Source organism: Polynucleobacter difficilis, from assembly GCF_003065365.1.
Lineage (GTDB): Bacteria > Pseudomonadota > Gammaproteobacteria > Burkholderiales > Burkholderiaceae > Polynucleobacter > Polynucleobacter difficilis.
Window position 1 is genome coordinate 101,380 of record NZ_CP023276.1, and the last position, 22,547, is coordinate 123,926.

Sequence of the window (22,547 nt, forward strand, 5' to 3'; positions counted from 1 at the left end):
TATGACGCAGCCAAACGATAGCAACAAACTCAATAACGATGCAGCCGATCACGATGCCAAGGCCGATGCAACCGTAGGCGAGGGCTTGCAAGAGAGTTTTTTATCGCACTTATTTGAGTTGCGCGATCGCGTCATCAAAGCGGGCCTTGCCGTCATTATTGTGTTTGCCAGCTTGGCCTATTGGGCGCCTGATATTTTTCATATCTTTGCGCAGCCCCTCTTAAGCTCTTTGCCTGCAGGCGGCAAAATGATCGTGACCGATATTACGGGCTCCTTTTTTGTGCCGATGAAGGTCACCATGCTAGTGGCATTCTTAATTGCCTTGCCATGGGTGCTCTATCAACTGTGGGCCTTTATTGCTCCGGGCCTCTATCAGCACGAACGTAAATTAGTTATTCCACTGGTGGTGAGCAGTTATAGCCTCTTCATATTCGGTATGGCCTTTGCTTACTTCTTAGTTTTTCCAACGGTATTTAATTTCATGGCGCAGTACAACGCTCCCTTGGGTGCGGAGATGAGCACGGACATCGATAAGTACCTGAGCTTTGCCATGACCACCTTCCTGGCATTTGGTATTACCTTTGAAGTACCGGTTGTAGTCGTAGTCTTGGTGCGCATGGGTATTGTGACCCTAGCCAAGCTGAGAGAAAGCAGACCCTACGTGATTGTGGGTGCCTTTGTCATCGCAGCGATTGTGACTCCGCCCGATGTGCTCTCGCAATTACTGTTAGCGATCCCGATGACTTTGCTCTATGAGCTCGGTTTACTGATTGCGCGCTTCTACGAACCTAAAAAATCAGCCGAAGACATTGCGGATGATTTAAAGGATGCAGAGCTCGATAAGGCAAGGGCCGAGGCAGAGCAGCAGCCCTAGGCTCAGTAAAACCGCATCACTTCTTTTTTGAGGAAGTCGTAGCAGCTTCTTTAGCAAACGTGTCAAGCAACCACTGGCTGACTTTATCAAAGCGGTAACGCCGTTGCCGCAAGTTACCCTCTCGCTCCCTACTATTGAATAAATCATCTTCATACTCATCGGTATTGCGGGCGATTGGATCGCGTGACTTGGGCACTGCGCCAAGCTCGCTGCCATTGTTTCCGGCGAATACTTTTCCAGCAGCAAGAAGGGCGCGGCGCTGCCCAATGGTTTCAATCTGAATTAACCTGGGCAAAATCTTCGGTAGTTCCCAGCGAATATCCACCACCACGCAGTGCTCATGCTGCAGCTGGGCAATCTCGGCCAATAATAATTCCGCCTTACTAAATTGAAATTGATTGGCAATGATGAGGCGATGGCAAAGCAAGAGCCACTCGTATTCGATTTTGTATTCGGCATGCCGATTAATGGCCTGCTCCGCCAGTAAGGCTAAATCATGCCAATCGTTCAATGCAGGCTTAGGGCAGCTTTCCAGAATCTTCGTCAGCAAATCCTTTGCCTCATGAACACCTTGTTGTTGCGATTGCCATACCCAATAAGACGCTTGCAGCCCTTTTACTTTTTCGTCTAACTTCTCACGCTTGCGCCATAGATTGGCCCCTTTCCGAAACTGCGCCTGTGCATGGCCAAGGTCCGCAGCGCGATCAAAGCAGCGATCACTCTCGCTTGCGCTGTATCCCGAGAACTGCGGACGGCGATAAATTTCACCGAGCGCAAACCAGGCATTTCGATCACCATCCTTGGCTGCTAACTCGAGCCAATAGACGGCTTTCTTGAGTGAGGCATTTGAGCGCCCCCTATCGACTTCCCTGCTGTTAGAGTTCGAAACAGGATCACAATCAGAGACACCATCTAATTGCGCCAACTGCAATCCAAGCGTTAGACGTGCAATCGTTAAGCCCATTTCTGCGGCTTCGAGCAAATGCTCTTGTTTGCCACTAGCTAACCACTGCGACCAAAGTCCAGAGAGGGTTTCGTCTTTCGGCTGCAGACGCAGCAATAATTCTTTAGCAGCTTGGGTAAAACTGTTTTCAGTTTCAGCAAGTGACTGCAAGTAGGATTTGCATACCAACTGCAAAGAGGCAAAATCAGCTGCGGGGAGTAAATCTATTTCTCCAGCATCGTTAGAGGCAAGCCAATCACGCAAGCGAGTTTGTTCATCTGCATACTCTGGCGACAATAGACACTGTATGAGCTGCCACCGGGCATTGAGCGCAGATTGAGAAAGGGGTGACGATGTAGCATCGGAAGAGGGTGAGGCATCGGCTAGCTTCCAAAAAAGCGTCCAGCCAAATGGAAAAGCGGGGGAGCCTACTGTGTTGGCAAGGGGAATAGTGCTCAGCAGACTAAAAATAGGGGCCAAGGACTCACTAAAAAAAACATCAGGGGTATCGCCCGAGCTTATATCTGCAACCACTTGATTTTTAATGGATAAATAGGATTTTTCTAGCCAAACCAAGGAGTTAGCTGGCTGAATCGGGGTATTGAAGGCCCCAGTCAAATATGCGGAGGCTAAACTATGTTGCGCAGAAACATCACCAAATCGGGCCGACTGGAGAATTTTTAGGAATTGACGGCTTGCCATCTGACAATTTTGGCATTAACAGGCCAAAAAGAGCAAAAAACCAAGTCCTTGTTGCCGTGATACAACAAAGAAAGCCAAAAAACATTCTTTTCACAAGCAAAAGTACCTACATATGCCTCTGCACCTGGTCTAGAGGGTGAAAAGAGGCAAAATTCTTAGGTCCCAAATTATTTGGGCATTACTTTTAATTTATGGAGATTTAAAGAATGAAAAAATCGCTATTTGCAATCGCAGCGGTAACAGCATTTGCTGGTGCAGCTCAAGCTCAGTCCTCGGTGACTGTGTACGGTATTATCGATATGGGTTATTCGAATGCTTCAACACGTGCTGGTGCATCGAAAGTTCAAAGCTCCGGATTTACAACCAATGCTGAAACTGATAGCCGTTTAGGCTTTCGCGGCACAGAAGATCTAGGCGGTGGTACATCTGCATTTTTCACCATTGAAGCCCAGATTTCTGGAAATAATGGCGGCGCAGCACAATACGCTGGCGTAACACAAACGATTGCAAATCAAGCAAACGTAATTGGCGGAAATCGTCAAACATTCGTAGGTTTGGCACAAAAAGGAATTGGACGTGGAGCAATCGGTACTCAGTACACTCCAATGCACGATGCTGTTGCAGCAACAGATCCAGGTGGCTCAAACAACGTAATTGGTAGCATCATTCGCCCAATTGGCGCAGGCGCTGCTAACGCCGCCGCAACAGGTGCATCAGGCAACCACCTTGTTCGCACTACAAATGCAATTAAATTTAATTCAGATAAAGTCGCCGGCTTTAGTCTGAATGCAATGTATGCATTGAACGCAATTAACAAAACCCAAACTGGAGCGCAAGTAACTACTGCTCCTGCTGCTACAACTGCAACCGCTACAACCACTTTTGGTAATGATAATTACTCTGGTTATGGTGTTTCTCTAGACTACACATGGAAGAAGTTGTATGCAACAGCTGCCATGAACCAGTTCAGCCAAGAGCAAACATTTATTGGTCAGTCAGGTACAACAGCAGCATTGCCAGGCACAGAATCATTAGGTACACAAACAAACGTAAAGCTTAATGATGTCTATGCTGCAGCAACTTATGATTTTGGTGTTTTGAAGGCTTTTGCTGCATATACAAACCGTAAAGTTACTGGCGGCTTGAATTCAAACGAGTATCTGAAGCGCTCTGGCCAACAAATTGGTGTTCGTGGCTTTGCTACTCCTAAAGTCGAGGGTTGGGCTTCTATTGGTAACGGTAAATATCGTTCATTTGGCAGCACTTCACCAACAGCCAACTTCAATTCTTGGCAGTTGGGCTCAAACTACTGGTTAAGCAAGCGCTCTAACTTGTACGCAATTTATGGTCAATCTTTGACATCGAGCACATCAGCTCAAGTTCAAGGTGCGGCTGGCAGCCAATTTGCGTTGGGTGTACGTCACACTTTCTAATTTAATGCTAGCGCAAGCTAGTTGATGATTAGTTAAGTATTAAATCAACCCACTGTGGTAACACAGTGGGTTTTTAACTTTTTATATACAAACTACTTAAGATAATCAAAAAATAATGAACTCCTTTACAAAAATTATGGCCACGATTTTATTTGTTCAGGTTTTAGCTGGCTGCCTTGCCAGCACAGAAACGCAAGTTGGAGTTAAGTGCGATTACAGTCAAGGAAAGCCCCTTTGGGAGTTGCCCCTAGTTTGCCAGGGAGGGCATTAAAGTTTAAAAGCCACGCATCAATCTACAAAATTTGGCAGAGTGAACAATTTCTTAGTGCCAAGAAAATACTAGGCCTAAGAGTGGCCCTAATTATTAGTTGCTAGTTATGGGGAGTCAGATTTTCGATATAGTCAGATGAAATACAATTAGAAAATGAATCCTCAGATTGGCTTTCTCCTAAATAAAGCGCTCGAAGCCATAAGGGTTGCAAATTTAGATTCCGCAGAGTTATTTGTAAAGCAAGCCTTAAAAATACAGCCAAACAATCCGCATACACTTCGGCTATTTGGCGTTCTATTGGCGCAAAGGGAGAATTATTTAGAGGCCAAGAAATATTTCATTCTATCTATTAAAAGACTTCCAAAAAATGGGCTTGCACATAGTAATTTAGGCAACGTTCTGCAAAAGCTAAACCAAAATGAAGAATCAATTAAATCGTACGATTTAGCAATTAGGTTAATTCCTGATGATTATGAAGTTTGGTCGAACAAAGGGAATGCCCTGTTTGCATTAAAGCAGTATGAGGATGCAATAGCTCACCATAACAAATCAATTAGCCTCAATCCGAATTACGCGCAGGCTTGGTCGAACAAAGGGAATGCCCTGTTTGCATTAAAGCAGTATGAGGATGCAATAGCTCACCATAACAAATCAATTAGCCTTAATCCGAATTACGCGCAGGCTTGGTGGAACAAGGGAAATGTTTTGCTAGAGTTGAGACTTTACGAAGATGCAATAATGCATTATGAACAAGCGATTAACTTAAATCCACATAATCGATGGGCTTTAGGTCGATTGGCTCATGCAAAGATGATCATTGCAGATTGGAATGGACTAGAAAGAATTGTTGCTTGGCTAGGTGACAAGCATAATGCCGACACTCAAGCATCAGACCCATTTCGAATTTTGTCGCTGCTTGACTCGCCCGAGCTGCATCAAATATATGCTCGGAGTTATATTAATCACCCCAGTCAAAATGAGTGCGTTCAAGAACAATTTTCTAGAAAATCTCAAAAAGATAAAATAAAAATTGGATATTTTTCAGCCGATTTTCGCAATCATCCTGTCGCGTACTTATTGGCAGAAGTGTTGGAGCTACATAATAGGGAAGAGTTCGAAATATATGCCTTTGCCATTGGTCCTTTAAGCCTGGATCCTATTCGTAAGAGAATCAAATCTGGAGTTGATTATTTCCTAGAAATTGAAAATAAAACTAGTAAGGAAATTGCGCTATTAAGTAGAGAGTTGAAGATTGATATTGCTGTAGATCTGGGAGGGCATACCATGAACGACAATACTGAGATCTTTGCTACATTTCGTGCGGCTCCAATACAGGTAAATTTCTTAGGCTATCCAGGCACTATGGGGTCAGATCATTATGAATACATCATCGCAGATAGAGTAGTAATTCCTCAAATTAATCAGCAATACTTTAATGAAAAGATAATCTATCTACCAAACTCATTCTTGGTGGACGATTCCAAAAGAGTTCCGAGTGAAATAGTATTAAAGAGAGGTGAATTTGGCTTGCCAGAAGAAAAATTTATCTTTTGTTGTTTTAATAATAGCTATAAATTTAATCGAGAATTTGTTACGAGTTTGTCGAGAATAATGAAAGAGGTTGATGAAAGTATTTTTTGGGTTTCTGAGAACAATGAGCTATTTAGAGTCAATTTTTTGGATGAATTACAAAAGCAGGGTATCCATGCAGATAGAATCTTTTTTGCTAAAAGAATAGACTCAATGGGAGAGCATCTATCAAGGTTAGCACTGGCAGATCTTTTTTTAGATACAAATCCATACAATGCTCACACCACAGCATTGGACGCTTTAAAAGTAGGATTACCCGTGCTTACAATGATTGGTGAATCTTTTCCTTCCCGTGTGGCTGCGAGTTTATTAAATACACTTGATTTGCCAGAGTTGATTACACATTCTAGGATGGAGTTTGAAAATCAAGCAATAAAGCTTGCAAATGATGGTGTTGTGCGGCAGAAAATAAAGATGAAGTTAGCGAAAAACTCTTTAATTGGCCCACTTTTTGATACCGCTAGATATACAAAAAATCTTGAGAGCGCATATCGGCAAATTCTTACGAACTATGAGTCTAGTTTGCCAGAGGGAAATATTTATATTGCTGAATGAGGCGAAGCTAAATTCGAATGATAGGCAGCTTAGTCTTTATAAGCGCTATATTGCATTCTGCATCAGTGCGACTAAGAGACCAATACAAAACTTAATCGTATTTACTTTAATTTATTTGGAACCTAGTTTTTGGTCTTAGACTTAGGCCGTTTTCCCACTTGCACCTTCAGCGTCATTGGCTTGCCTTTACGCAGTAAAGCGACCTTGGCTTCATCACCAGGGTTGGTTTGTGCAATGCGATTAAGTAAGGCAACGACATCGCCTACTTTCTGGTCATTCACTTGGGTGAGCACATCACCGGGCTTCATGCCCGCTCTATCAGCAGGTCCACCCTCGAGTACGCCCGAGATGAGGACGCCAGCAGTATCTTTGGGGAGATTCAGTGACTCAGCCAGTTCTTTGCTGAGATTCTGGGGCTCAACGCCAATCCACCCTCTGGTGACGGAGCCATTGGTCAGAATCGATTCCATCACCAGTTTGGCTGTATTAATGGGGATAGCAAAGCCAATGCCCATATTGCCGCCGCTGCGGGAGTAGATGGCGGTATTGATTCCAATGAGGTTGCCCTTGGTGTCGACCAAGGCGCCTCCAGAGTTACCCGGATTAATCGCCGCATCGGTCTGAATGAAATTCTCAAAGGTATTGATGCCGAGTTGACTGCGGCCCAGCGCTGAAACAATGCCGGAGGTGACGGTTTGCCCAACGCCAAAGGGGTTGCCAATGGCGAGGACCACATCGCCCACTTGCACCGATTCCATTTTTCCTAATGTAATGGGGCTGGGCAGGTCAGTCTCATCGATCTTGAGGACGGCAATGTCGGTTTCAGGGTCACTGCCGATCAGCTTGGCGTTGCGCTTACGGCCATCGGCAAAGGCCACTTCAATCTCATCCGCCCCTTCAATCACGTGGTGATTAGTCAAAATAATGCCCTGGGGGCTAACGATGACCCCAGACCCAAGGCTGGAACTCGGCTCGTCACTGGGGGCTTGGTCACCAAAAAAGAACTGAAACCACGGCTCATTCTGATGGGGAGCCCCTTTTTTGCTTGGCTTTTTCTTATTGATCTTGCTGGTAAAGATATTGACCACGGCTGGACTCGATACCTTCGCTGCCTCGGCCAAGGAGCCTGGATTCTGGATGATGCTTTCGGGGGCTTCGCGCAGGGTCACTTGACCCACTAAGGAGTTCACCTGGGGGCTGGAAATCCACCCCGGCTGGAGGGTGGTTACCACGAACCACGCAGCCAGCAGGATGGTGATGGCTTGGCAAAAGAGGAGCCAAAGGCGGTTCATTATTTTATATAAGTAATTGATTTATATGATTAATTTAGATAAGTGTCCTAAAATCAGCTACCTTTTTTATTCTGCAGGCTGTCACGGATTTCACGCAAGAGAATGATGTCTTCTGGGGTTACTGGCGGAGGAGGAGCCTCAGTAGCACGGATGCGATTGACCACTTTGACCATTTGGAAGATCACAAAGGCCAGCAAAATAAAGTTAATCGAGATCGTGATGAAGTTGCCGTAGGCAAAAATCGGGATACCGGCTTTTTTGAGAGCATCAAAGGTGCGGGGAACGCCATCCGGTACGTTACCCAGCACAATAAAAAGGTTGGTGAAGTCGATTTTTCCGCCCAGCAGGGAGGAAATGACCGGCATCACGATGTCATTCACCAGGGAGTCGACAATCTTGCCAAAAGCCCCGCCAATAATGACGCCAACGGCCAGGTCCATTACATTGCCTTTTACGGCAAATTCCCGAAATTCCTTCAAAACCGCCATAAATCCGATCCTTTGAGATGAGTCCTTGGTGAGCGCTGCTCTATTGAGCACGCAACTCCGATGCTAAACCACTTTTTACATTAAAATCGATGCTTTAAGCAATTTCCACCTATCTTGTTTCTTTAGAGGATGTTCTGTAAATGAGTGATAAGCCCAGCATGGATCCGGATCGCCGCAAATGGCTGATCGCCACTACCGCGGTAGGCGGTGTTGGCGGCGCAGCAGCCCTTTATCCATTTGTAAATAGTTTTGAGCCATCGGCGCGCGCGAAAGCAGCAGGCGCAGCGGTGGAAGTGGATATCTCTGGCATGAAGCCCGATGAAATGAGAACCGTTGAGTGGCGCGGTAAGCCAGTGTGGGTGATTCGTCGCACACCTGAGCAAGTGTCTGAATTGGCTAAGCTCGATGGCGAGTTGGCTGATCCAAACTCCTTACGTGATCCTGCTGTGTATACGCCAAAGTATGCGCAAAATGGCTATCGCTCCATCAAGCCAGAATATTTAGTGGTCGTTGGTATTTGCACCCACCTTGGTTGCTCCCCATCACCAAAAATTCAGGCAGGCCCACAGCCTTCTTTACCCAATGATTGGCCAGGCGGTTTCTTCTGCCCATGCCATGGCTCGACTTTTGACTTAGCTGGTCGCGTCTACAAAAACAAACCCGCACCAGATAACTTGGAAGTACCGCCACACATGTATTTGAGCGATACCAAGATTCTGATTGGCGACGATAAGAAGGCCTAAGGAGAAATACGATGGCGTTTCATGAAATTAAAACCGCTGAAAATGCGCCCGTCCAAGAGAAAGTATTAGCTTGGGTCGATTCGCGTTTTCCGTTAACCGCTACCATCAAGGCGCACTTAACCGAGTATTACGCACCAAAGAACTTTAACTTTTGGTACTTCTTCGGTTCCTTCGCTATTTTTGTTTTGGCCTTGCAGATCATCACTGGTATTTTCCTGACGATGAACTACAAGCCCGACGCAGCAAAAGCGTTTGAGTCGGTTGAGTACATCATGCGCGAAGTGCCCTTTGGTTGGTTGATTCGTTACTTGCACTCCACCGGAGCATCGATGTTCTTCGCCGTGGTCTACCTGCACATGTTCCGCGGCTTGATCTACGGTTCGTATCAAAAGCCACGCGAGCTCGTTTGGATTTTTGGTTGTGCGATTTTCTTGTGCTTGATGGGCGAGGCCTTCTTCGGCTACCTCCTGCCATGGGGCCAAATGTCCTATTGGGGCGCGCAGGTAATCGTGAACTTGTTCTCGGCTATTCCGCTGATCGGTCCTGACCTGTCCTTGTGGCTGCGCGGCGACTACGTTGTCGGCGATGCTACCTTGAACCGTTTCTTTGCATTCCACGTGATTGCATTGCCATTGGTCTTGGTTGGTTTGGTTGCTGCTCACATCATTGCCTTGCATGAAGTGGGTTCAAACAACCCAGACGGCGTTGACATTAAATCCAACTTGGATAGCAAAGGTGTGCCAGTCGATGGCGTGCCATTCCATCCCTACTACTCCGTACACGATGTCATGGGCTTGGGTGTCTTCTTGTTTATCTTCGCTGCGATCGTATTTTTTGCGCCGGAGATGGGCGGCTACTTCTTGGAAGCCAATAACTTCATTCCGGCTGATCCATTACAGACTCCATTGCACATTGCGCCCGTTTGGTATTTCACGCCCTTCTATTCGATGTTGCGTGCAACCACAACGGAGTTTTTGATTCCTTTATGGATCTTCTTTGCAGTTGTTCTTGGTCTTGCGATTAAGAATGCCAAAGACGTTCGCCTCAAGGGCGGCTACGCCGCAATTTTGCTCGGCTTGGCTGCAGGCTTTTATTTCTTCGATGCGAAGTTCTGGGGTGTGGTCATTATGGGCGGCACTGTAGTGATTTTGTTCTTCTTGCCATGGCTTGATAAGTCACCCGTGCGCTCGATCCGCTATCGTCCCAAGTTCCATCTTTACATCTACGGCAGCTTTGTGGTGAGCTTCATTATCTTAGGTTACTTGGGCATTAAGCCGCCTTCACCGCTGTTCGATAAGATGTCGCAGATTTGCACCATTTACTACTTGGCGTTCTTCTTCTTGATGCCGTATTGGAGCAAGATGGGTACGTTTAAGCCGGTGCCAGACCGCGTTGTCTACCATGCGCATTAATCATGATGGCAGATAGAACGAAAGAACAATTAGGAATCAGTATGAAATATATTCTGCACACTGTAAAAGCGAGCCTTCGTGCGATTGCTGTCACAGCAACATTGGGTCTCGCGGCAACCGCCGCATATGCCGGCGGTGGTGACTATCCCCTCGATAAGGCGCCGGATCGCGTTAGTAGCAATGCCGCTTTGCAAAACGGCGCTAAGCTTTACGTTAATTACTGCGCAGCCTGCCATTCTGCTGTCAGTGTGCGTTATTCTTCTCTGCGCGATATTGGACTGACCGATCAGCAGATCAAAGATAATTTGATTTTGAATGGCGCCAAGGTAGGCGATGTCATGACGGTATCGATGACGCCGAAAGATGCTAAGGCCTGGTTTGGTAAAGTGCCACCCGATTTATCGGTTGAGGCACGTGCTCGCGGTACCGATTGGATTTACACCTATCTGCGTACCTACTATCAGGATGACTCCACGCCAACCGGTTGGAATAACTTGGTATACCCCAATGTCGGTATGCCCCATGCCCTTTGGCAGTTGCAAGGCATTCGTACGGCGACCTTTGAGGAGCGTAAGGATCCAAAGGATCCAAGCCGCATGGAAAAAGTATTTGTAGGTTACGAGCAAGTCACTCCAGGAACCATGAAGCCACAAGAATACGATGACAACATCGCTGACTTAGTGTCCTTTATGTCGTGGATGGCTGAGCCAATGCAGTTGCAGCGTAAGCGCATCGGCGTGGTTGTGCTCTTGTTTTTAGCGATCTTTACATTCGTTGCATGGCGCTTAAACAAAGCCTATTGGAAAGATGTGAAGTAAGCGTTTTGCTGTGGCATGAATGAAGTACATTTTTAAGGATCTTTGCATATGATGGTGTTGTACTCGGGCACAAACTGCCCATTCTCGCAACGCTGCCGCCTGGTGCTTTTTGAAAAGGGCATGGATTTTGAAATCCGCGATGTTGACTTGTTCAACAAACCGGAAGACATCTCCGTGATGAACCCCTACGGCCAGGTTCCCATCCTCGTTGAGCGAGATCTGATTCTGTACGAATCCAACATCATTAATGAATACATTGATGAGCGTTTTCCGCATCCACAATTAATGCCGCCCGATCCAGTTGCGCGCGCACGGGCACGCCTTTTCCTCTTTAATTTTGAGAAAGAGTTATTTGTGCACGTGGCTGCACTTGAGAATGAAAAAGGCAAGGCCGCAGAAAAGACCCATGAAAAAGCCCGTTTGGCGATTCGGGATCGTTTAACGCAGCTTGCCCCAATCTTTGTTAAAAACAAATACATGCTCGGCGATGAGTTCTCAATGTTGGACGTTGCGATTGCACCACTCTTGTGGCGCCTTGAGCATTACGGCATTGACCTATCACGCAACGCAGCGCCACTACTGAAGTATGCCGAGCGCATCTTTAGTCGGCCTGCATACATTGAAGCGCTCACCCCTTCTGAGAAGGTGATGCGCCGCTAATTGCGGGGCGTTAAGGGTCTGCAATCATTACCATGGCTGCCGACGGCGTTTCAATTCCGAGTACCAAGCCGTATTTAATCCGCGCACTGCATGATTGGTGCTCGGATAACGGCTTTACGCCCTTTATTGCGGTGTTTGTCGACGGTAGAGTTGAAGTCCCCATGGAGTTTGTAAAGAACGACGAGATTGTGCTCAACCTCTCATCCGAGGCGTGCCATCAACTCGATCTGGGCAATGAATGGGTCAGTTTTCAGGCCCGCTTTGGCGGTGTACCCAAGCGCGTAATGGTGCCAGTGACCCACGTTCTGGCTATTTATGCCAGGGAAAATGGCCAAGGCATGTCATTCCCCTTTGATGGCGCTAAAAACCCATATCCAAGCAATGCCAGCGAGGGTGCTAGCGATGCGCCCAAAAAGCCAAGACCCAGCTTGACGATTGTGAAGTAGGATAAAATTCAAGCGTTGTAAAAAATTGCCCCATTAGCTCATCTGGTAGAGCAACTGATTTGTAATCAGTAGGTGGTCTGTTCGAGTCGGACATGGGGCACCATCGATTTACTATTTCCGTAAATTGACATCCCGCGTCTCTGGTAAATAAAACACCGCCACGATCGCAGCCGTCGCTAAGAAGAGCGTCGGATACCAAAGCCCCGCTAGGTTATTTCCCATTGTTTTATTCAGCCAAGTCACGATGAACGGCAGCATCCCCCCGATCCATCCTGCAGCTAAATTGTGCGGTAGGGTGGCTGCGCTGTTTCGAGTACGCGCAGGGAAGAGTTCAGCCAGTAAGGCGATTTGAGGGCCCACCACTAGGGCTAATGGAATCGAGAGGCAAATGAGAGTGAAGCCGGCGAGCAGGAGATTTAATTGCGCTGCCGATGCCAGGTATTGCAGAAATTGAAAGGCCGGCAATATCGCGAGCGCGCCAATGATTAAACCGCTAATCACAACCGGCCTTCTGCCGATGCGATCGGAAATCGCCCCAGCCAGTATGGTGAGCGGCAGTAGCGCGAGTGTGGCGGTGATGCTTAAGGCATCGACTGTCTTGGGCGCAATACCCAGTGCGGTTTTCAGAAAGATCGCAGTGTAGACCTGCATACAAAAGAACAAGACTGCGCCGCCTGCTGAGATGCAGAAGAACAATAAGAACATGCGCTTACGCGTCTCCTGATCCCGAAAGTTATCCATCAGGGGTGAAGAAGATCGCTTATTCTCTTTGCGCATCTCCGTAAAGATCGGCGTTTCTTCTAAGGCCATACGCACTTTGAAAGCAATTACGAACAGCACAAGGGAAACCCAAAACGGCACGCGCCAGCCCCATTCCTGAAATTGTTCCGGCGTTAAGAAGAATTGCAATAAGGCAATTTGCAAAGTGGACGCTAAGATGCCGAGCGGCCCCATGGTAGACAGAAAGCTGGTTTTAAATCCCCGATTGGACTCCCCGGCATGCTCAGTTAAAAAGACCGCGCTGCCACCAATTTCTCCGCCAGCAGATAGACCCTGTATTAAGCGCAGAATCACCAGCATGATCGGGGCTGCAATTCCAATTTGCGCATAGGTCGGTAAAAAACCCACGGCCAGGGTAGCAAAGCCCATCAGCGTAATCGTGATCATGAAGACGGGCCTGCGCCCAATCCGATCTCCCAGAGACCCGAAGTAGGCTGCCCCAAGAGGCCGCACCACCATGCCAACGCCAAAGGTAGCTAAGCTGAACAAGAGACTGGCCGCTGGATCGCTGCTGGGGAAGAAGAGAGGGCCAAAGGTAACCGCCAACGTAGCAAAGGTCAGAAAGTCATACCACTCTAAAAAAGTGCCAAAGCAAGCTGCAGAAGCCACTTTTCGGTAGGATTCAGCCTCTTTTTTACGATCTAATGCACTGATTTCATTCAATTTAGACTCATTTTCTATTATTTTGTTGCTTTGCAACAAAAACACTTGATTTGTTGCACTGCATCAGTTACATTTACATGGTGCGGTGCAATATCAAACAGATAATGCCCCTCAAAATTAGGCTTCACCTTACATCCTATTTTGCAATCTTACTTATTGAAACGGAGCATCACATGAATCAAGACCAAATCAACGCTAAATTGTCGCAAATCAGCAGCAAGGGCTTAGAAAGCTCATTCGCACTCAGCGAAGCCGCTTTAGAGAATGCACAGAAATTAGCAGAACTAAACTACGCTGCATCCAAAGATGCATTAGTGAATGTACAAGATAGCATTACTCAAGTTCTGAGCGCTAAAGATACAAAGCAAGTGACCGATCTGATCACTGCTGATCTGTTGCAAGATGCTGGTACACAAGCTGCTGCATACCAAAAGAAAGTAACTAAAGTATTGCGTGACAGCAATAAAGAATTGAACAACGTAGTTGAGTCCAGCATTGACCAGTTCCAAAAGGGCATGCAAGAGTGGATCAACACCATCTCTGCTAACGCACCAGCTGGTTCAGATGCATTTGTATCCGCAATGAAAACCGGTTACGGCAGCGCCTTGCAGGGCTTTGAGCAATTCCGCGCAGTAAGCAAAGATGCAATGGCAACTGCTGAGAAAAATGCTGAGCAAGCATTTGAGGCGTTTCAGGGTCAAGTAGCTCAAGTGAAAAAAGCAGCTACACCAGCAACACGTAGCCGCAAAGCTGCTTAATTTAGTGCAGCCACTTTAGTACCTTCGTTGGTACTTCAGTAAGTAAAAATCCCACTGCAGTGATGCAGTGGGATTTTTTTTTATGCATTAAGAAAGGCGGAGCGTTTAATCGTCTGTCTCTGCTGTTGAATCCAATAAGCCCGACGGCAGTGTTTTACTGGGCTTCACACCCAGCTCACGAACCTTCTCTGCCGTACGTATTAAATTGCCTTTACCCGTTTTGAGTTTGCTAAAAGCATCGTGGTAACTGGTTTGAGCTTGATCAATCCGTTGACCAAGTTTCTCCATGTCATCAATAAAGCCAACAAACTTGTCGTAGAGTGCGCCGCATTGGCGAGCAATTTCCAAGGCATTTTTATTCTGGTGGTCTTGCCTCCATAAATGGGCAACGGTACGGAGTGTCGCCATTAGAGTGCTTGGGCAAACCAAAACAATATTCTTGGCCAGAGCTTCTTGATAGAGATTAGGCGCTGATTTAAGTGCTAATAGGAATGCAGGTTCAATCGGAATAAACATCAATACAAAATCAACCGAGCCGACGCCGTAGAGCGAGCTGTAGTTTTTGCTGGAGAGCCCCTGAATATGTTGGCGTAGCGACTGTATGTGGGCATGGAGTTCGATCTGTGCTGTATCCGCATCAATTGATTCAGCATGGCGTGCATAAGCAGTAATCGATACCTTACTGTCAACTACCAGATGGCGTCCTTCAGGTAGGCGCACCACAATGTCGGGCTGCAAGCGTGAGCCATCCACTTGCGTATGGCTATCTTGCACCAGGTACTCTTCGCCTTTGCGAAGGCCCGACGATTCAAGAATGGACTCCAGAACGAGTTCGCCCCAATTGCCCTGAACTTTAGAGTCGCCCTTTAATGCTTGAGTAAGCGAGCGGGTTTCATCCGACATCTTGACGTTTAAAGCTGATAGACGCTCGATCTCGCTTTTGAGGGCAAAGCGTTCGCGGGATTCGTTGGCGTAGGACGTTGAAACCTGTTCTTTAAATTCCGTCAGCTTGGTTTGTAAGGGCTTGAGCAGGGCATCCAGGCTCAAGGCATTTTGCTCAGTAAAGCGCCGTGTTTTATCGTCCAAGATATCGTTAGCAAGATTCTTAAACTGAATGGTCAGCGCTTCTTTTGCTTCATTGAGTGACTCAATGCGACCGAGGCCTTGCTTGCGCTCCGAATCCAGCGCTGCCTCGAGGCGAATGGCATTTTGCAAAGCCGTATCGCGCTCCGCACGCAGGCTCGCAACTAAAGTAGTTTGTTCGGCAAGGGCCTGCTCCGTACTGCTAAAGCGACTGCGCAAAGTCAGCACATAGATCAGCAGCCCTGCACAGGCTGCAATGAGTAAACCAAAAAACAGAAGGGGGCTGGTATCAAACGACATCGTCATTGGACTTTCATTGAAAATGCGCGGCGATGCGAAAGGCTATGGCGAAAAAGACTCAGCTGGCTCGCCAATGAAGGCAAGCCGCTAAACGCATTAACCCTGAATCAACTGCTTGAGTTCACCGCTTTGAAACATCTCGGTCATGATGTCCGAGCCGCCAATAAACTCACCGTTGATGTAGAGCTGGGGGATGGTTGGCCAGTTAGCATATTGCTTGATACCTTGACGAATACCCTCATCATCAAAAACGTTGACGGTATGCAGGTTTTCAGCGCCGCAAGCCCGCAAGATGTTAATCGCATTGCCTGAAAAGCCACACTGTGGAAACTGGGGGGTGCCTTTCATAAACAGCACGACGGGGTGGCTGGTGACGATTTCTTTGATTTGAGCTTGGGTATCCATTGCGTTACTCCATATGTACAAAATTGATATGTCAATTTTAAGACCGAATCAAAAATAAGGTTATCGATTTGACCTTAGATGGCTTTACGGCCAGAAGCGACCCGCCAATGGCCCGCCAAATCCCGATGAGGCTTAATGTCCTCAAAGCCAGCCAGAGCCAGTCGCTCTAGAACGGCAGGGGATTGATCAAAACCATGCTCTACGGCCAAGAGACCGCCCGGTTTCAAATGGGCTATGGCGCCATCGATGATGGTTGAGAGGCAGGTCAGTCCCGAGCCAAAATCGGTTAAGGCACTTGGCGGCTCAAAACGCAGATCGCCTTTGCTGAGGTGCGGATCATCCGCCTGAATGTAGGGCGGGTTACTCAGAATCAGATCAAAACGATGGTGAGTATTGCCAAGGGTCTGCAGTGCCCCGTACCAATGACCAAGGCAAAACGACACGCGATTGCCCAGCTTGAGGCGTGCTGCATTCTGCTGAGCAATGTCCAGTGCAGCCTGCGACGCATCGGTCGCTACTACGGTTACATTGGGCTGGCTAGCCGCAATCGCCAGGGCAATTGCACCGGAGCCCGTACCCAAATCAAGCATATTAAGCGAACACTCACTCTCATTTAAAGTATTATTATTGTTGATTAGGCGCTGTAGTTGGTCAAGACCTAGATCGACCAAGAGCTCGGTTTCTGGGCGGGGGATAAGTACCCCTGGCCCTACCATTAACTCGATCACATGAAACCCACGTTTGCCAATCAGGTAGGCAATCGGCTCGCCATCCAGACGGCGTTGCTCTAGCAAAACCCACTCCTTTACAAAGGCATCGCTGAGTTCGGTTTCATCGTGCGTCAGTAAAGCCGACTTGGGTAATTGCAGGTGGATTTCAAGCAAATGGGCCAAGACCATGCGCGCTTCATTTTTGGGAAGTCGGGTTTCGTTCAGCAGGGAACGCAGGGTCGCCATCGGTTCAGATGAATGCCAAAAATTACTAGGGGGGCTTAGCTATCACCAAGGGCGGCGAGTAACTCAGCTTGATGCTCGCTGGCCAGGGCATTGCATAAATCATCAATATCGCCATCCATCATGGCATCAATCTTGTAGAGCGTGAGATTAATGCGGTGATCGGTAATTCGGCCCTGCGGGAAGTTGTAGGTCCGGATGCGGTCACTACGATCACCTGAGCCGATCAGGGATTTGCGGGTTTGCGCTTCCTGCTGATGCTGTTCGCGTTGACGGCCATCCATGATGCGGGAGACCAGGACTTTCATGGCTTGTTCTTTATTGCGGTGTTGGCTGCGGTCGTCTTGGCACTCCACCACGATTCCGGTAGGCAGATGCGTTATGCGCACCGCCGAATCAGTTTTATTGATGTGCTGACCGCCGGCGCCCGAGGCCCTAAAGGTATCAATCCGCAACTCAGCGGGATTGATTTTGACGGCCTCGATTTCATCTGCCTCTGGCATCACTGCCACCGTACATGCCGACGTATGAATGCGCCCCTGGGTTTCAGTTTGAGGAACGCGCTGCACCCGATGCCCCCCAGATTCAAACTTTAGACGGGAATATACCGATGGGCCAACGAGGCGGAGCACCACTTCCTTGTAACCACCGAGATCCGACTCGGCGGAATTCACCACCTCGATTTTCCAGCCTTGGCGTTCCGCAAAGCGGGTATACATGCGCAATAAATCAGCCGCAAATAAGGCGCTCTCATCGCCGCCCGTACCCGCCCGAATTTCCAAGAAGACGTTGCGATCATCGTTTTCATCTTTGGGCAGCAAGGCCTTTTGTAGGCTGGCCTCGAGCTCAACCATCTTCGCCGCAGCCGCCTTTTGCTCCTCATCCGCAAACGCCTTCATCTCCGGATCTGCGCGCATACCTTCGGCCGCCGCCAAATCTGCTTCTGCTTGGCGATATAAACCAAACTGCTCAACAACCGTCGCAATGTCCGAATGCTCGCGCGTTAATTTGCGATAGACGTCCATATCCTTGGTGGACTCTTCAAGCGTTAACAGGGAATTTAATTCAGCCAAGCGAGTATCAAGATGCTCCAGCTTGGCGCGCATGCTGGGTTTCATCTAAAGATCGTTCTTGTCGGATGTGTCGTTGGTGTGTTTACTAGAGTCTTGCTCGGCATGATGATAGGTGTGCGAGTAGGCGCTCGAGTGGGTGGAAAATAATTTAGGTAATAGTTTAATCAAGGAATCCCGTTCAGCGCCATTGGAGTGCTGCAGGGTGTGGAGCGAGCCATGCAAGAACTTATTGGTTAAGCCTTGTGCCATAGCGTTGAGAACGTCTTGAGGATCATCGCCGCGCATCAGGCGTTTCATGGCGCGCTCGAGTTCAATTTGTCGCAGGCGTTCCCCATGTTGCTGAAGGTCCTGAATCAATGGCACAGTATTGCGGCCATTGAGCCAATGCATAAAGTTGCCAACGCGGTCTTCAATAATGGCTTCTGCTTGGCTCACCGCCGCATGCCGCATTGATGTGCCGGTTTGGATCATGACGCCCAAGTCATCAACGGTGTAGAGGTAAATGTCATTTAAGCGAGCGATTTCGGGTTCGCAGTCGCGTGGCACGGCCAGGTCAATCATGACCATGGGCTTGCGCCGCCGTTGCTTGAGAGCGCTCTCGACCATGCCAAGACCAATGATCGGCAAGGAGCTTGCGGTACACGACACAATGATGTCGAACTCATGTAAGCGGCTTGGCAAGTCCGATAGCTTGAATGATTCTGCTTCCACATTTTGCGATGCAATCGCATCGGCTAATTCTTGGCCGCGCTCAATTGTGCGATTGGCAATTGCGACTTGCTTAGGCCGGCGCGCCACAAAGTGAGTGGCGCACAGCGAGATCATGTCGCCCGCGCCAATAAAGAGAACGCGCTGCTCGGCAATTTTTTCAAAGATGCGCTCAGAGAGCCTTACTGCCGCAGCCGCCATGGAAATCGAGTGCGCACCAATCTCGGTTGAGCCCCGCACCTCTTTGGCAACCGCAAAGGTTTTCTGGAAGAGCTGGTTTAAATACGTACCGAGTGCCCCTGCTTGATTGGCGGTACGAACCGCATCTTTCATTTGCCCGAGGATTTGGGTTTCACCAAGGACCATGGAATCCAGGCCGCAAGCGACTCGAAATGCATGGCGCACGGCATCGGACTGGGGCAGGGAATAAATGTGGGGCTCTAAACTACTGGGAGCCAGTTGCTGGCTTTTGGCTAGCCAATCAAAGGTAGCGCTGTGCAAGAGGGTGGCGGAGTCGGCATCGTTCGCTGCGCAATACAGTTCAGTTCGATTACACGTCGACAAAATGGTTGCTTCAGGCAGGCCCGACTGACTGACGCCGCTGAGGTGCTGGCGCAAGTCATGCAACGCTTCTTGCAGGTATTCAGGGTCAAAGGCGACTTTTTCCCGAACGTCCACTGGCGCTGTGTGATGATTGATGCCGAGGGTCAACAGCTTCATAGGCCCTAATTATAGGTTTGATGGCGTTTTAATGGGGATGCGCATGGGGTTTTTGGCTTTTCTACTGATTGGGTCGGCTGTTGGGTGGTCGGCGTATTACTTTTACCCTGGCCGCTCACGCCAAAAAACAGGACTATTGGGGATCTGCGGCCTTTTCTTGGCGGGCTTTCTGGGCGCTGCTGCCGGATCGTATGGGGGGCAGGCCTTAGGGCTATTTCAATCGGGTCAGATTGCGGAGTGGCTAACTGCCATCGGGTCAGCCTGGCTCGCCGGCTTGCTATTAACGCTTATCCGCAAATAAGCCGCTTTGCCTCAGTTGCTGCTGGGGATCAATCCAGCGAATGGGCCTCTTGCCGTGGGCAATCAACCAATCATTGGTTTTAGTGAAATGGCCGCAGCTTGCATTGGGCTGCTCACCCGTGCGCTGCTGAATTAAAAAAGGCTGCGCTGTTTTATAAACTCCCAAGCCCGAGGGGTGTGAGGCTTGCAATATCAGATGGCTTGGTTCCTCTGAATTAAGTATTCCATGCTCAATCAAGGGTATTTTGGATTGGGCATGCGCTCCCCACAGCAGCCAGACTAAATTGGGTTTTTCGATCGACAACTGACGGATCAGCGCATTGATGCAGTGCTGCCAACCCAGATGAAAGTGGCTGCCAGCCTCCCCTTGTTTGACGCTAAGCGCTGTATTCAAAAGTAAGGCGCCCTGTTTGGCCCAATCGCCTAAGTCGCCGTGCGCCAAGTAACCAAAACCTTCGAGCTCTAACGCTTTGCTGATGTTGCGCAGCGAACTTGGAAAGCTGCGTGAGCCGGGAACAACGGAAGCGGGTATTGAAAATGCCAAGCCTTGAGCTAAGCCTGGCGAGTGGTAAGGGTCTTGCCCAAGAATCACCACTGATACGGCATCTACTGGAGTCAGCGCTAAAGCCCGAAAGAACAGCGGGGGTGGTGGGCAAATGGCATTCCCATCTTCCTCAATTGCCTTATGCACATTAGCTTGTAGCTGCTGCCAATCCGGTGAGGCGAGGTAATCCCCAAGCAGTAATTTCCAGTCGTCTGGTATTAGCGCTTCTACATTGAGCATTGCCACGCCGTGTTCGTAAGAGTTGATTTACTTTGCGGACAATTGGTACTGCATAACGGGGCTGGAGGGTTCCAATACAAATTGGCTTTCATGCTCGCAGTCTTGACGATAAAAACGCAAGCGTGCATTTGTTCCCATTTGTAATTGCGCAAACACCGCATCCAGTCGAATGGGAGTAAGACGTTGACCGTTGATGCTAGAGATCAAATCACCAGGAGCCAAACCAGCACGCTGAGCGATTCCGCCATCCAGCACATTCGTTACCTTGACCCAGCCATTCTGATCGCTGTAGCGCATCGCCCATTGCAATTTCATCTGCTCGAGCAGACTCATTTTTTTATCACTAACCGCAATACCCTGGGCTGTAAGCCACTGAGCCAGCGGTAGGTCATGCGTACCCTCGATGAATCGCGCCTTAAATTGCAGCCAGGGCTTTTTAAAGTCAGGCCCAATCGCAGCCAGTACAATCCGATCAAAACCATCCTCTAGAAGGCCCTCTTGTGTTTTGCCATGCGCAGCCCAAAGCAATTGCATGACGTTATCTAGGGATTTGCGTTGGCGCGTTTGTGCCCGAATGAGTAGATCCAACCCAAGCGCAATTAAAGCGCCTTTGGCGTAATAGCTCACTACGGCATTGGGGGTGTGTTCATCGGCCTGGTAATACTTGGTCCAGGCATCAAAGGAGCTATCCGCGACGCTTTGCTTATGACGACCAGGACCACGCAAAACCATATTCCAATTCTTGGCGACTAAATCGAGGTAGGGCTGCAAGGCAATGCGCTTACTGCGCAGCAATTGCAAGTCATCGTAGTAGCTGGTGAAGCCCTCAAAAAGCCAAAGCAGGCGTGTGTGATTGCGGACTTGCAAATCGTAGGGCTGGAATGCCTTGGGCTGAATGCGCTTCACTAACCAAGCATGAATGTATTCGTGGCTACATAGACCTAAAAATTCGCGATAGCCATCTTCATTCAGAGGGGAGCCTTGTTGCGGCAAGTGATCGCGATTGCACAGCAATGCCGTGCTGTCGGCGTGCTCTAAACCGCCGTAGCCGGATAAAACCGCATTGACTAAAAATAAATACCACTGAAATGGCGCTTGCTTTGTCTTCGGTTCAAATAAATCAATGATGGATTCACAAATAGCAAACAAGTCAGTAGCTAAACGCTGGCGATCGACTTCCTGTAGGCAGCCCTGAATCACCATGCTGTGAGCGGTGCCGCGGGATTTCCAATCAATCGTCTGAAAATGTCCCAGCGCCACCGGATGATCGAGTAGGGCGTCATAGTTGGGTGCGAGGTAAAAACCAAAACCGGCAGAATCTGTCTTTACGCGACTTAAGGTGGTTTGTACCGACCACGTACCGATGGGCGCAATTGCGAGCGCAGTAGGTAAGTGTGTCTGACCTTCCACGGCCAAGCATAGGCTGCTGGGGTTAAAAAAGCCGCGCTCCGAATCCAGATATGCCGTGCGAACTGAAGTATCAAAGGCATACACCGTAGTACGAACTTCAACTACAGAACCTAAATCGACTTGAGGCAACTTCCAGCTATCGTTGTCGATGCGCTCGAGCTGTAGCTCGGTCTCTGTTGTATCCGTAATGGAAAAAGCAGCAATGCTTTCAATGTGCTTACTAAAGTCCCGAATTAAATAACTGCCCGGAATCCAAGCTGGCATCCGTAGCACTTGTCCCGCAGGATTAGGATTGGCGATGCGCAGGGTAACCTCATAGCGATGGCCATCTAAGTCAGCGGCATGGACGGTATATTGAATTGCTGGAATGGCCATAGAAAAAG

General features: G+C 48.5%; 21 protein-coding genes and 1 tRNA gene. 11 read left to right on the top strand and 11 right to left on the bottom strand.

What is annotated here, in order from left to right; all coding sequences use genetic code 11:
* Window position 1 precedes the first annotated feature (1 nt).
* Window positions 2-874, top strand: a complete 873-nt coding sequence (gene tatC / locus AOC34_RS00595) for a twin-arginine translocase subunit TatC (protein ID WP_108468296.1) — start codon at window positions 2-4, stop codon at window positions 872-874.
* A 16-nt stretch (window positions 875-890) separates the two neighbouring features.
* Here the strand turns inward: tatC and AOC34_RS00600 are convergent, their stop codons facing one another.
* Entirely contained in the window at window positions 891-2,519 is a 1,629-nt protein-coding gene (locus AOC34_RS00600; RefSeq protein ID WP_108468297.1) for an SEL1-like repeat protein, read from the bottom strand.
* A gap of 206 nt (window positions 2,520-2,725) precedes the next feature.
* Here AOC34_RS00600 and AOC34_RS00605 point away from each other — a divergent pair, with 206 nt between their 5' ends.
* Complete coding sequence (locus tag AOC34_RS00605) at window positions 2,726-3,952, top strand: porin (RefSeq protein ID WP_108468298.1); 1,227 nt, start codon at window positions 2,726-2,728, stop codon at window positions 3,950-3,952.
* A gap of 424 nt (window positions 3,953-4,376) precedes the next feature.
* Entirely contained in the window at window positions 4,377-6,368 is a 1,992-nt protein-coding gene (locus tag AOC34_RS00610; protein ID WP_108468299.1) for an O-linked N-acetylglucosamine transferase, SPINDLY family protein, read from the top strand.
* Window positions 6,369-6,490: 122 nt separating this feature from the next.
* On the opposite strand, the gene AOC34_RS00615 is transcribed toward AOC34_RS00610, so the two are convergent.
* Both AOC34_RS00615 and mscL read right to left on the bottom strand, forming a co-directional pair.
* Window positions 6,491-7,663: a Do family serine endopeptidase gene (locus AOC34_RS00615; RefSeq protein WP_108468300.1), complete on the bottom strand. Its 1,173-nt coding sequence runs from the start codon at window positions 7,661-7,663 to the stop codon at window positions 6,491-6,493.
* A 50-nt stretch (window positions 7,664-7,713) separates the two neighbouring features.
* A complete protein-coding gene (gene mscL, locus AOC34_RS00620; protein WP_108468301.1) occupies window positions 7,714-8,148 on the bottom strand; it encodes a large conductance mechanosensitive channel protein MscL in 435 nt (144 codons plus the stop codon).
* Window positions 8,149-8,288: 140 nt separating this feature from the next.
* On the opposite strand from mscL, the gene petA reads away from it, so the two are divergent.
* From petA to AOC34_RS00650, 6 genes are all read left to right on the top strand, one after another.
* Window positions 8,289-8,891 (top strand): ubiquinol-cytochrome c reductase iron-sulfur subunit, encoded by a 603-nt coding sequence (petA, locus tag AOC34_RS00625; RefSeq protein WP_108468302.1) that lies wholly within the window; start codon window positions 8,289-8,291, stop codon window positions 8,889-8,891.
* Window positions 8,892-8,902: 11 nt separating this feature from the next.
* Complete coding sequence (locus tag AOC34_RS00630; RefSeq protein ID WP_108468303.1) at window positions 8,903-10,303, top strand: cytochrome b; 1,401 nt, start codon at window positions 8,903-8,905, stop codon at window positions 10,301-10,303.
* Between the two features lie 41 nt (window positions 10,304-10,344).
* Window positions 10,345-11,121 carry a cytochrome c1 gene (locus AOC34_RS00635; protein ID WP_108469957.1) on the top strand — a complete coding sequence of 259 codons (777 nt, stop codon included), beginning with the start codon at window positions 10,345-10,347 and terminating at the stop codon, window positions 11,119-11,121.
* Window positions 11,122-11,169: 48 nt separating this feature from the next.
* Complete coding sequence (locus tag AOC34_RS00640) at window positions 11,170-11,781, top strand: glutathione S-transferase N-terminal domain-containing protein (RefSeq protein WP_108468304.1); 612 nt, start codon at window positions 11,170-11,172, stop codon at window positions 11,779-11,781.
* A gap of 32 nt (window positions 11,782-11,813) precedes the next feature.
* Window positions 11,814-12,227: a ClpXP protease specificity-enhancing factor gene (locus AOC34_RS00645; RefSeq protein ID WP_108468305.1), complete on the top strand. Its 414-nt coding sequence runs from the start codon at window positions 11,814-11,816 to the stop codon at window positions 12,225-12,227.
* A gap of 27 nt (window positions 12,228-12,254) precedes the next feature.
* Window positions 12,255-12,330 (top strand) — tRNA-Thr (locus tag AOC34_RS00650).
* 8 nt (window positions 12,331-12,338) lie between these two features.
* On the opposite strand, the gene AOC34_RS00655 is transcribed toward AOC34_RS00650, so the two are convergent.
* On the bottom strand, window positions 12,339-13,670 hold the full coding sequence (locus AOC34_RS00655; protein ID WP_108469958.1) for an MFS transporter: 1,332 nt from the start codon (window positions 13,668-13,670) through the stop codon (window positions 12,339-12,341).
* Between the two features lie 173 nt (window positions 13,671-13,843).
* Here AOC34_RS00655 and AOC34_RS00660 point away from each other — a divergent pair, with 173 nt between their 5' ends.
* Window positions 13,844-14,428 (top strand): phasin family protein, encoded by a 585-nt coding sequence (locus AOC34_RS00660; RefSeq protein ID WP_159074763.1) that lies wholly within the window; start codon window positions 13,844-13,846, stop codon window positions 14,426-14,428.
* 105 nt (window positions 14,429-14,533) lie between these two features.
* Here AOC34_RS00660 and rmuC read toward each other — a convergent pair whose 3' ends face one another.
* The 5 genes from rmuC to hemA all read right to left on the bottom strand — a co-directional run bounded on the left by rmuC (window position 14,534) and on the right by hemA (window position 19,670).
* Window positions 14,534-15,817, bottom strand: a complete 1,284-nt coding sequence (gene rmuC / locus AOC34_RS00665) for a DNA recombination protein RmuC (RefSeq protein ID WP_234408108.1) — start codon at window positions 15,815-15,817, stop codon at window positions 14,534-14,536.
* A 90-nt stretch (window positions 15,818-15,907) separates the two neighbouring features.
* A complete protein-coding gene (gene grxD / locus AOC34_RS00670) occupies window positions 15,908-16,216 on the bottom strand; it encodes a Grx4 family monothiol glutaredoxin (protein ID WP_108468307.1) in 309 nt (102 codons plus the stop codon).
* A gap of 74 nt (window positions 16,217-16,290) precedes the next feature.
* The gene (gene prmC / locus AOC34_RS00675; protein WP_108468308.1) at window positions 16,291-17,172 is read right to left on the bottom strand and encodes a peptide chain release factor N(5)-glutamine methyltransferase; all 882 of its coding nucleotides are present in this window, start codon (window positions 17,170-17,172) and stop codon (window positions 16,291-16,293) included.
* 35 nt (window positions 17,173-17,207) lie between these two features.
* Complete coding sequence (gene prfA / locus AOC34_RS00680; protein WP_108468309.1) at window positions 17,208-18,287, bottom strand: peptide chain release factor 1; 1,080 nt, start codon at window positions 18,285-18,287, stop codon at window positions 17,208-17,210.
* Window positions 18,288-19,670 (bottom strand): glutamyl-tRNA reductase, encoded by a 1,383-nt coding sequence (gene hemA / locus AOC34_RS00685; RefSeq protein WP_108468310.1) that lies wholly within the window; start codon window positions 19,668-19,670, stop codon window positions 18,288-18,290.
* A 31-nt stretch (window positions 19,671-19,701) separates the two neighbouring features.
* On the opposite strand from hemA, the gene AOC34_RS00690 reads away from it, so the two are divergent.
* Window positions 19,702-19,971 carry a hypothetical protein gene (locus tag AOC34_RS00690; protein ID WP_234408109.1) on the top strand — a complete coding sequence of 90 codons (270 nt, stop codon included), beginning with the start codon at window positions 19,702-19,704 and terminating at the stop codon, window positions 19,969-19,971.
* Here the strand turns inward: AOC34_RS00690 and AOC34_RS00695 are convergent.
* On the bottom strand, window positions 19,951-20,754 hold the full coding sequence (locus tag AOC34_RS00695; RefSeq protein ID WP_108468311.1) for a uracil-DNA glycosylase: 804 nt from the start codon (window positions 20,752-20,754) through the stop codon (window positions 19,951-19,953). The genes AOC34_RS00690 and AOC34_RS00695 overlap by 21 nt on opposite strands.
* A gap of 27 nt (window positions 20,755-20,781) precedes the next feature.
* Window positions 20,782-22,539, bottom strand: a complete 1,758-nt coding sequence (locus AOC34_RS00700; RefSeq protein WP_108468312.1) for a M61 family metallopeptidase — start codon at window positions 22,537-22,539, stop codon at window positions 20,782-20,784.
* Between the last annotated feature and the right edge of the window lie 8 nt (window positions 22,540-22,547).

Coding starts and splice junctions, on each gene's coding strand:
- AOC34_RS00630 (WP_108468303.1), top strand. CDS start 8,903: ATGGCGTTTCATGAAATTAAAACCGCTGAAAATGCGCCCGTCCAAGAG.
- AOC34_RS00660 (WP_159074763.1), top strand. CDS start 13,844: ATGAATCAAGACCAAATCAACGCTAAATTGTCGCAAATCAGCAGCAAG.
- AOC34_RS00605 (WP_108468298.1), top strand. CDS start 2,726: ATGAAAAAATCGCTATTTGCAATCGCAGCGGTAACAGCATTTGCTGGT.
- prmC (WP_108468308.1), bottom strand. CDS start 17,172: ATGGCGACCCTGCGTTCCCTGCTGAACGAAACCCGACTTCCCAAAAAT.
- AOC34_RS00700 (WP_108468312.1), bottom strand. CDS start 22,539: ATGGCCATTCCAGCAATTCAATATACCGTCCATGCCGCTGACTTAGAT.
- mscL (WP_108468301.1), bottom strand. CDS start 8,148: ATGGCGGTTTTGAAGGAATTTCGGGAATTTGCCGTAAAAGGCAATGTA.
- hemA (WP_108468310.1), bottom strand. CDS start 19,670: ATGAAGCTGTTGACCCTCGGCATCAATCATCACACAGCGCCAGTGGAC.
- AOC34_RS00635 (WP_108469957.1), top strand. CDS start 10,345: ATGAAATATATTCTGCACACTGTAAAAGCGAGCCTTCGTGCGATTGCT.
- AOC34_RS00600 (WP_108468297.1), bottom strand. CDS start 2,519: ATGGCAAGCCGTCAATTCCTAAAAATTCTCCAGTCGGCCCGATTTGGT.
- grxD (WP_108468307.1), bottom strand. CDS start 16,216: ATGGATACCCAAGCTCAAATCAAAGAAATCGTCACCAGCCACCCCGTC.
- AOC34_RS00645 (WP_108468305.1), top strand. CDS start 11,814: ATGGCTGCCGACGGCGTTTCAATTCCGAGTACCAAGCCGTATTTAATC.
- rmuC (WP_234408108.1), bottom strand. CDS start 15,817: ATGACGATGTCGTTTGATACCAGCCCCCTTCTGTTTTTTGGTTTACTC.
- AOC34_RS00640 (WP_108468304.1), top strand. CDS start 11,170: ATGATGGTGTTGTACTCGGGCACAAACTGCCCATTCTCGCAACGCTGC.
- prfA (WP_108468309.1), bottom strand. CDS start 18,287: ATGAAACCCAGCATGCGCGCCAAGCTGGAGCATCTTGATACTCGCTTG.
- AOC34_RS00610 (WP_108468299.1), top strand. CDS start 4,377: ATGAATCCTCAGATTGGCTTTCTCCTAAATAAAGCGCTCGAAGCCATA.
- petA (WP_108468302.1), top strand. CDS start 8,289: ATGAGTGATAAGCCCAGCATGGATCCGGATCGCCGCAAATGGCTGATC.
- tatC (WP_108468296.1), top strand. CDS start 2: ATGACGCAGCCAAACGATAGCAACAAACTCAATAACGATGCAGCCGAT.
- AOC34_RS00695 (WP_108468311.1), bottom strand. CDS start 20,754: ATGCTCAATGTAGAAGCGCTAATACCAGACGACTGGAAATTACTGCTT.
- AOC34_RS00690 (WP_234408109.1), top strand. CDS start 19,702: ATGGGGATGCGCATGGGGTTTTTGGCTTTTCTACTGATTGGGTCGGCT.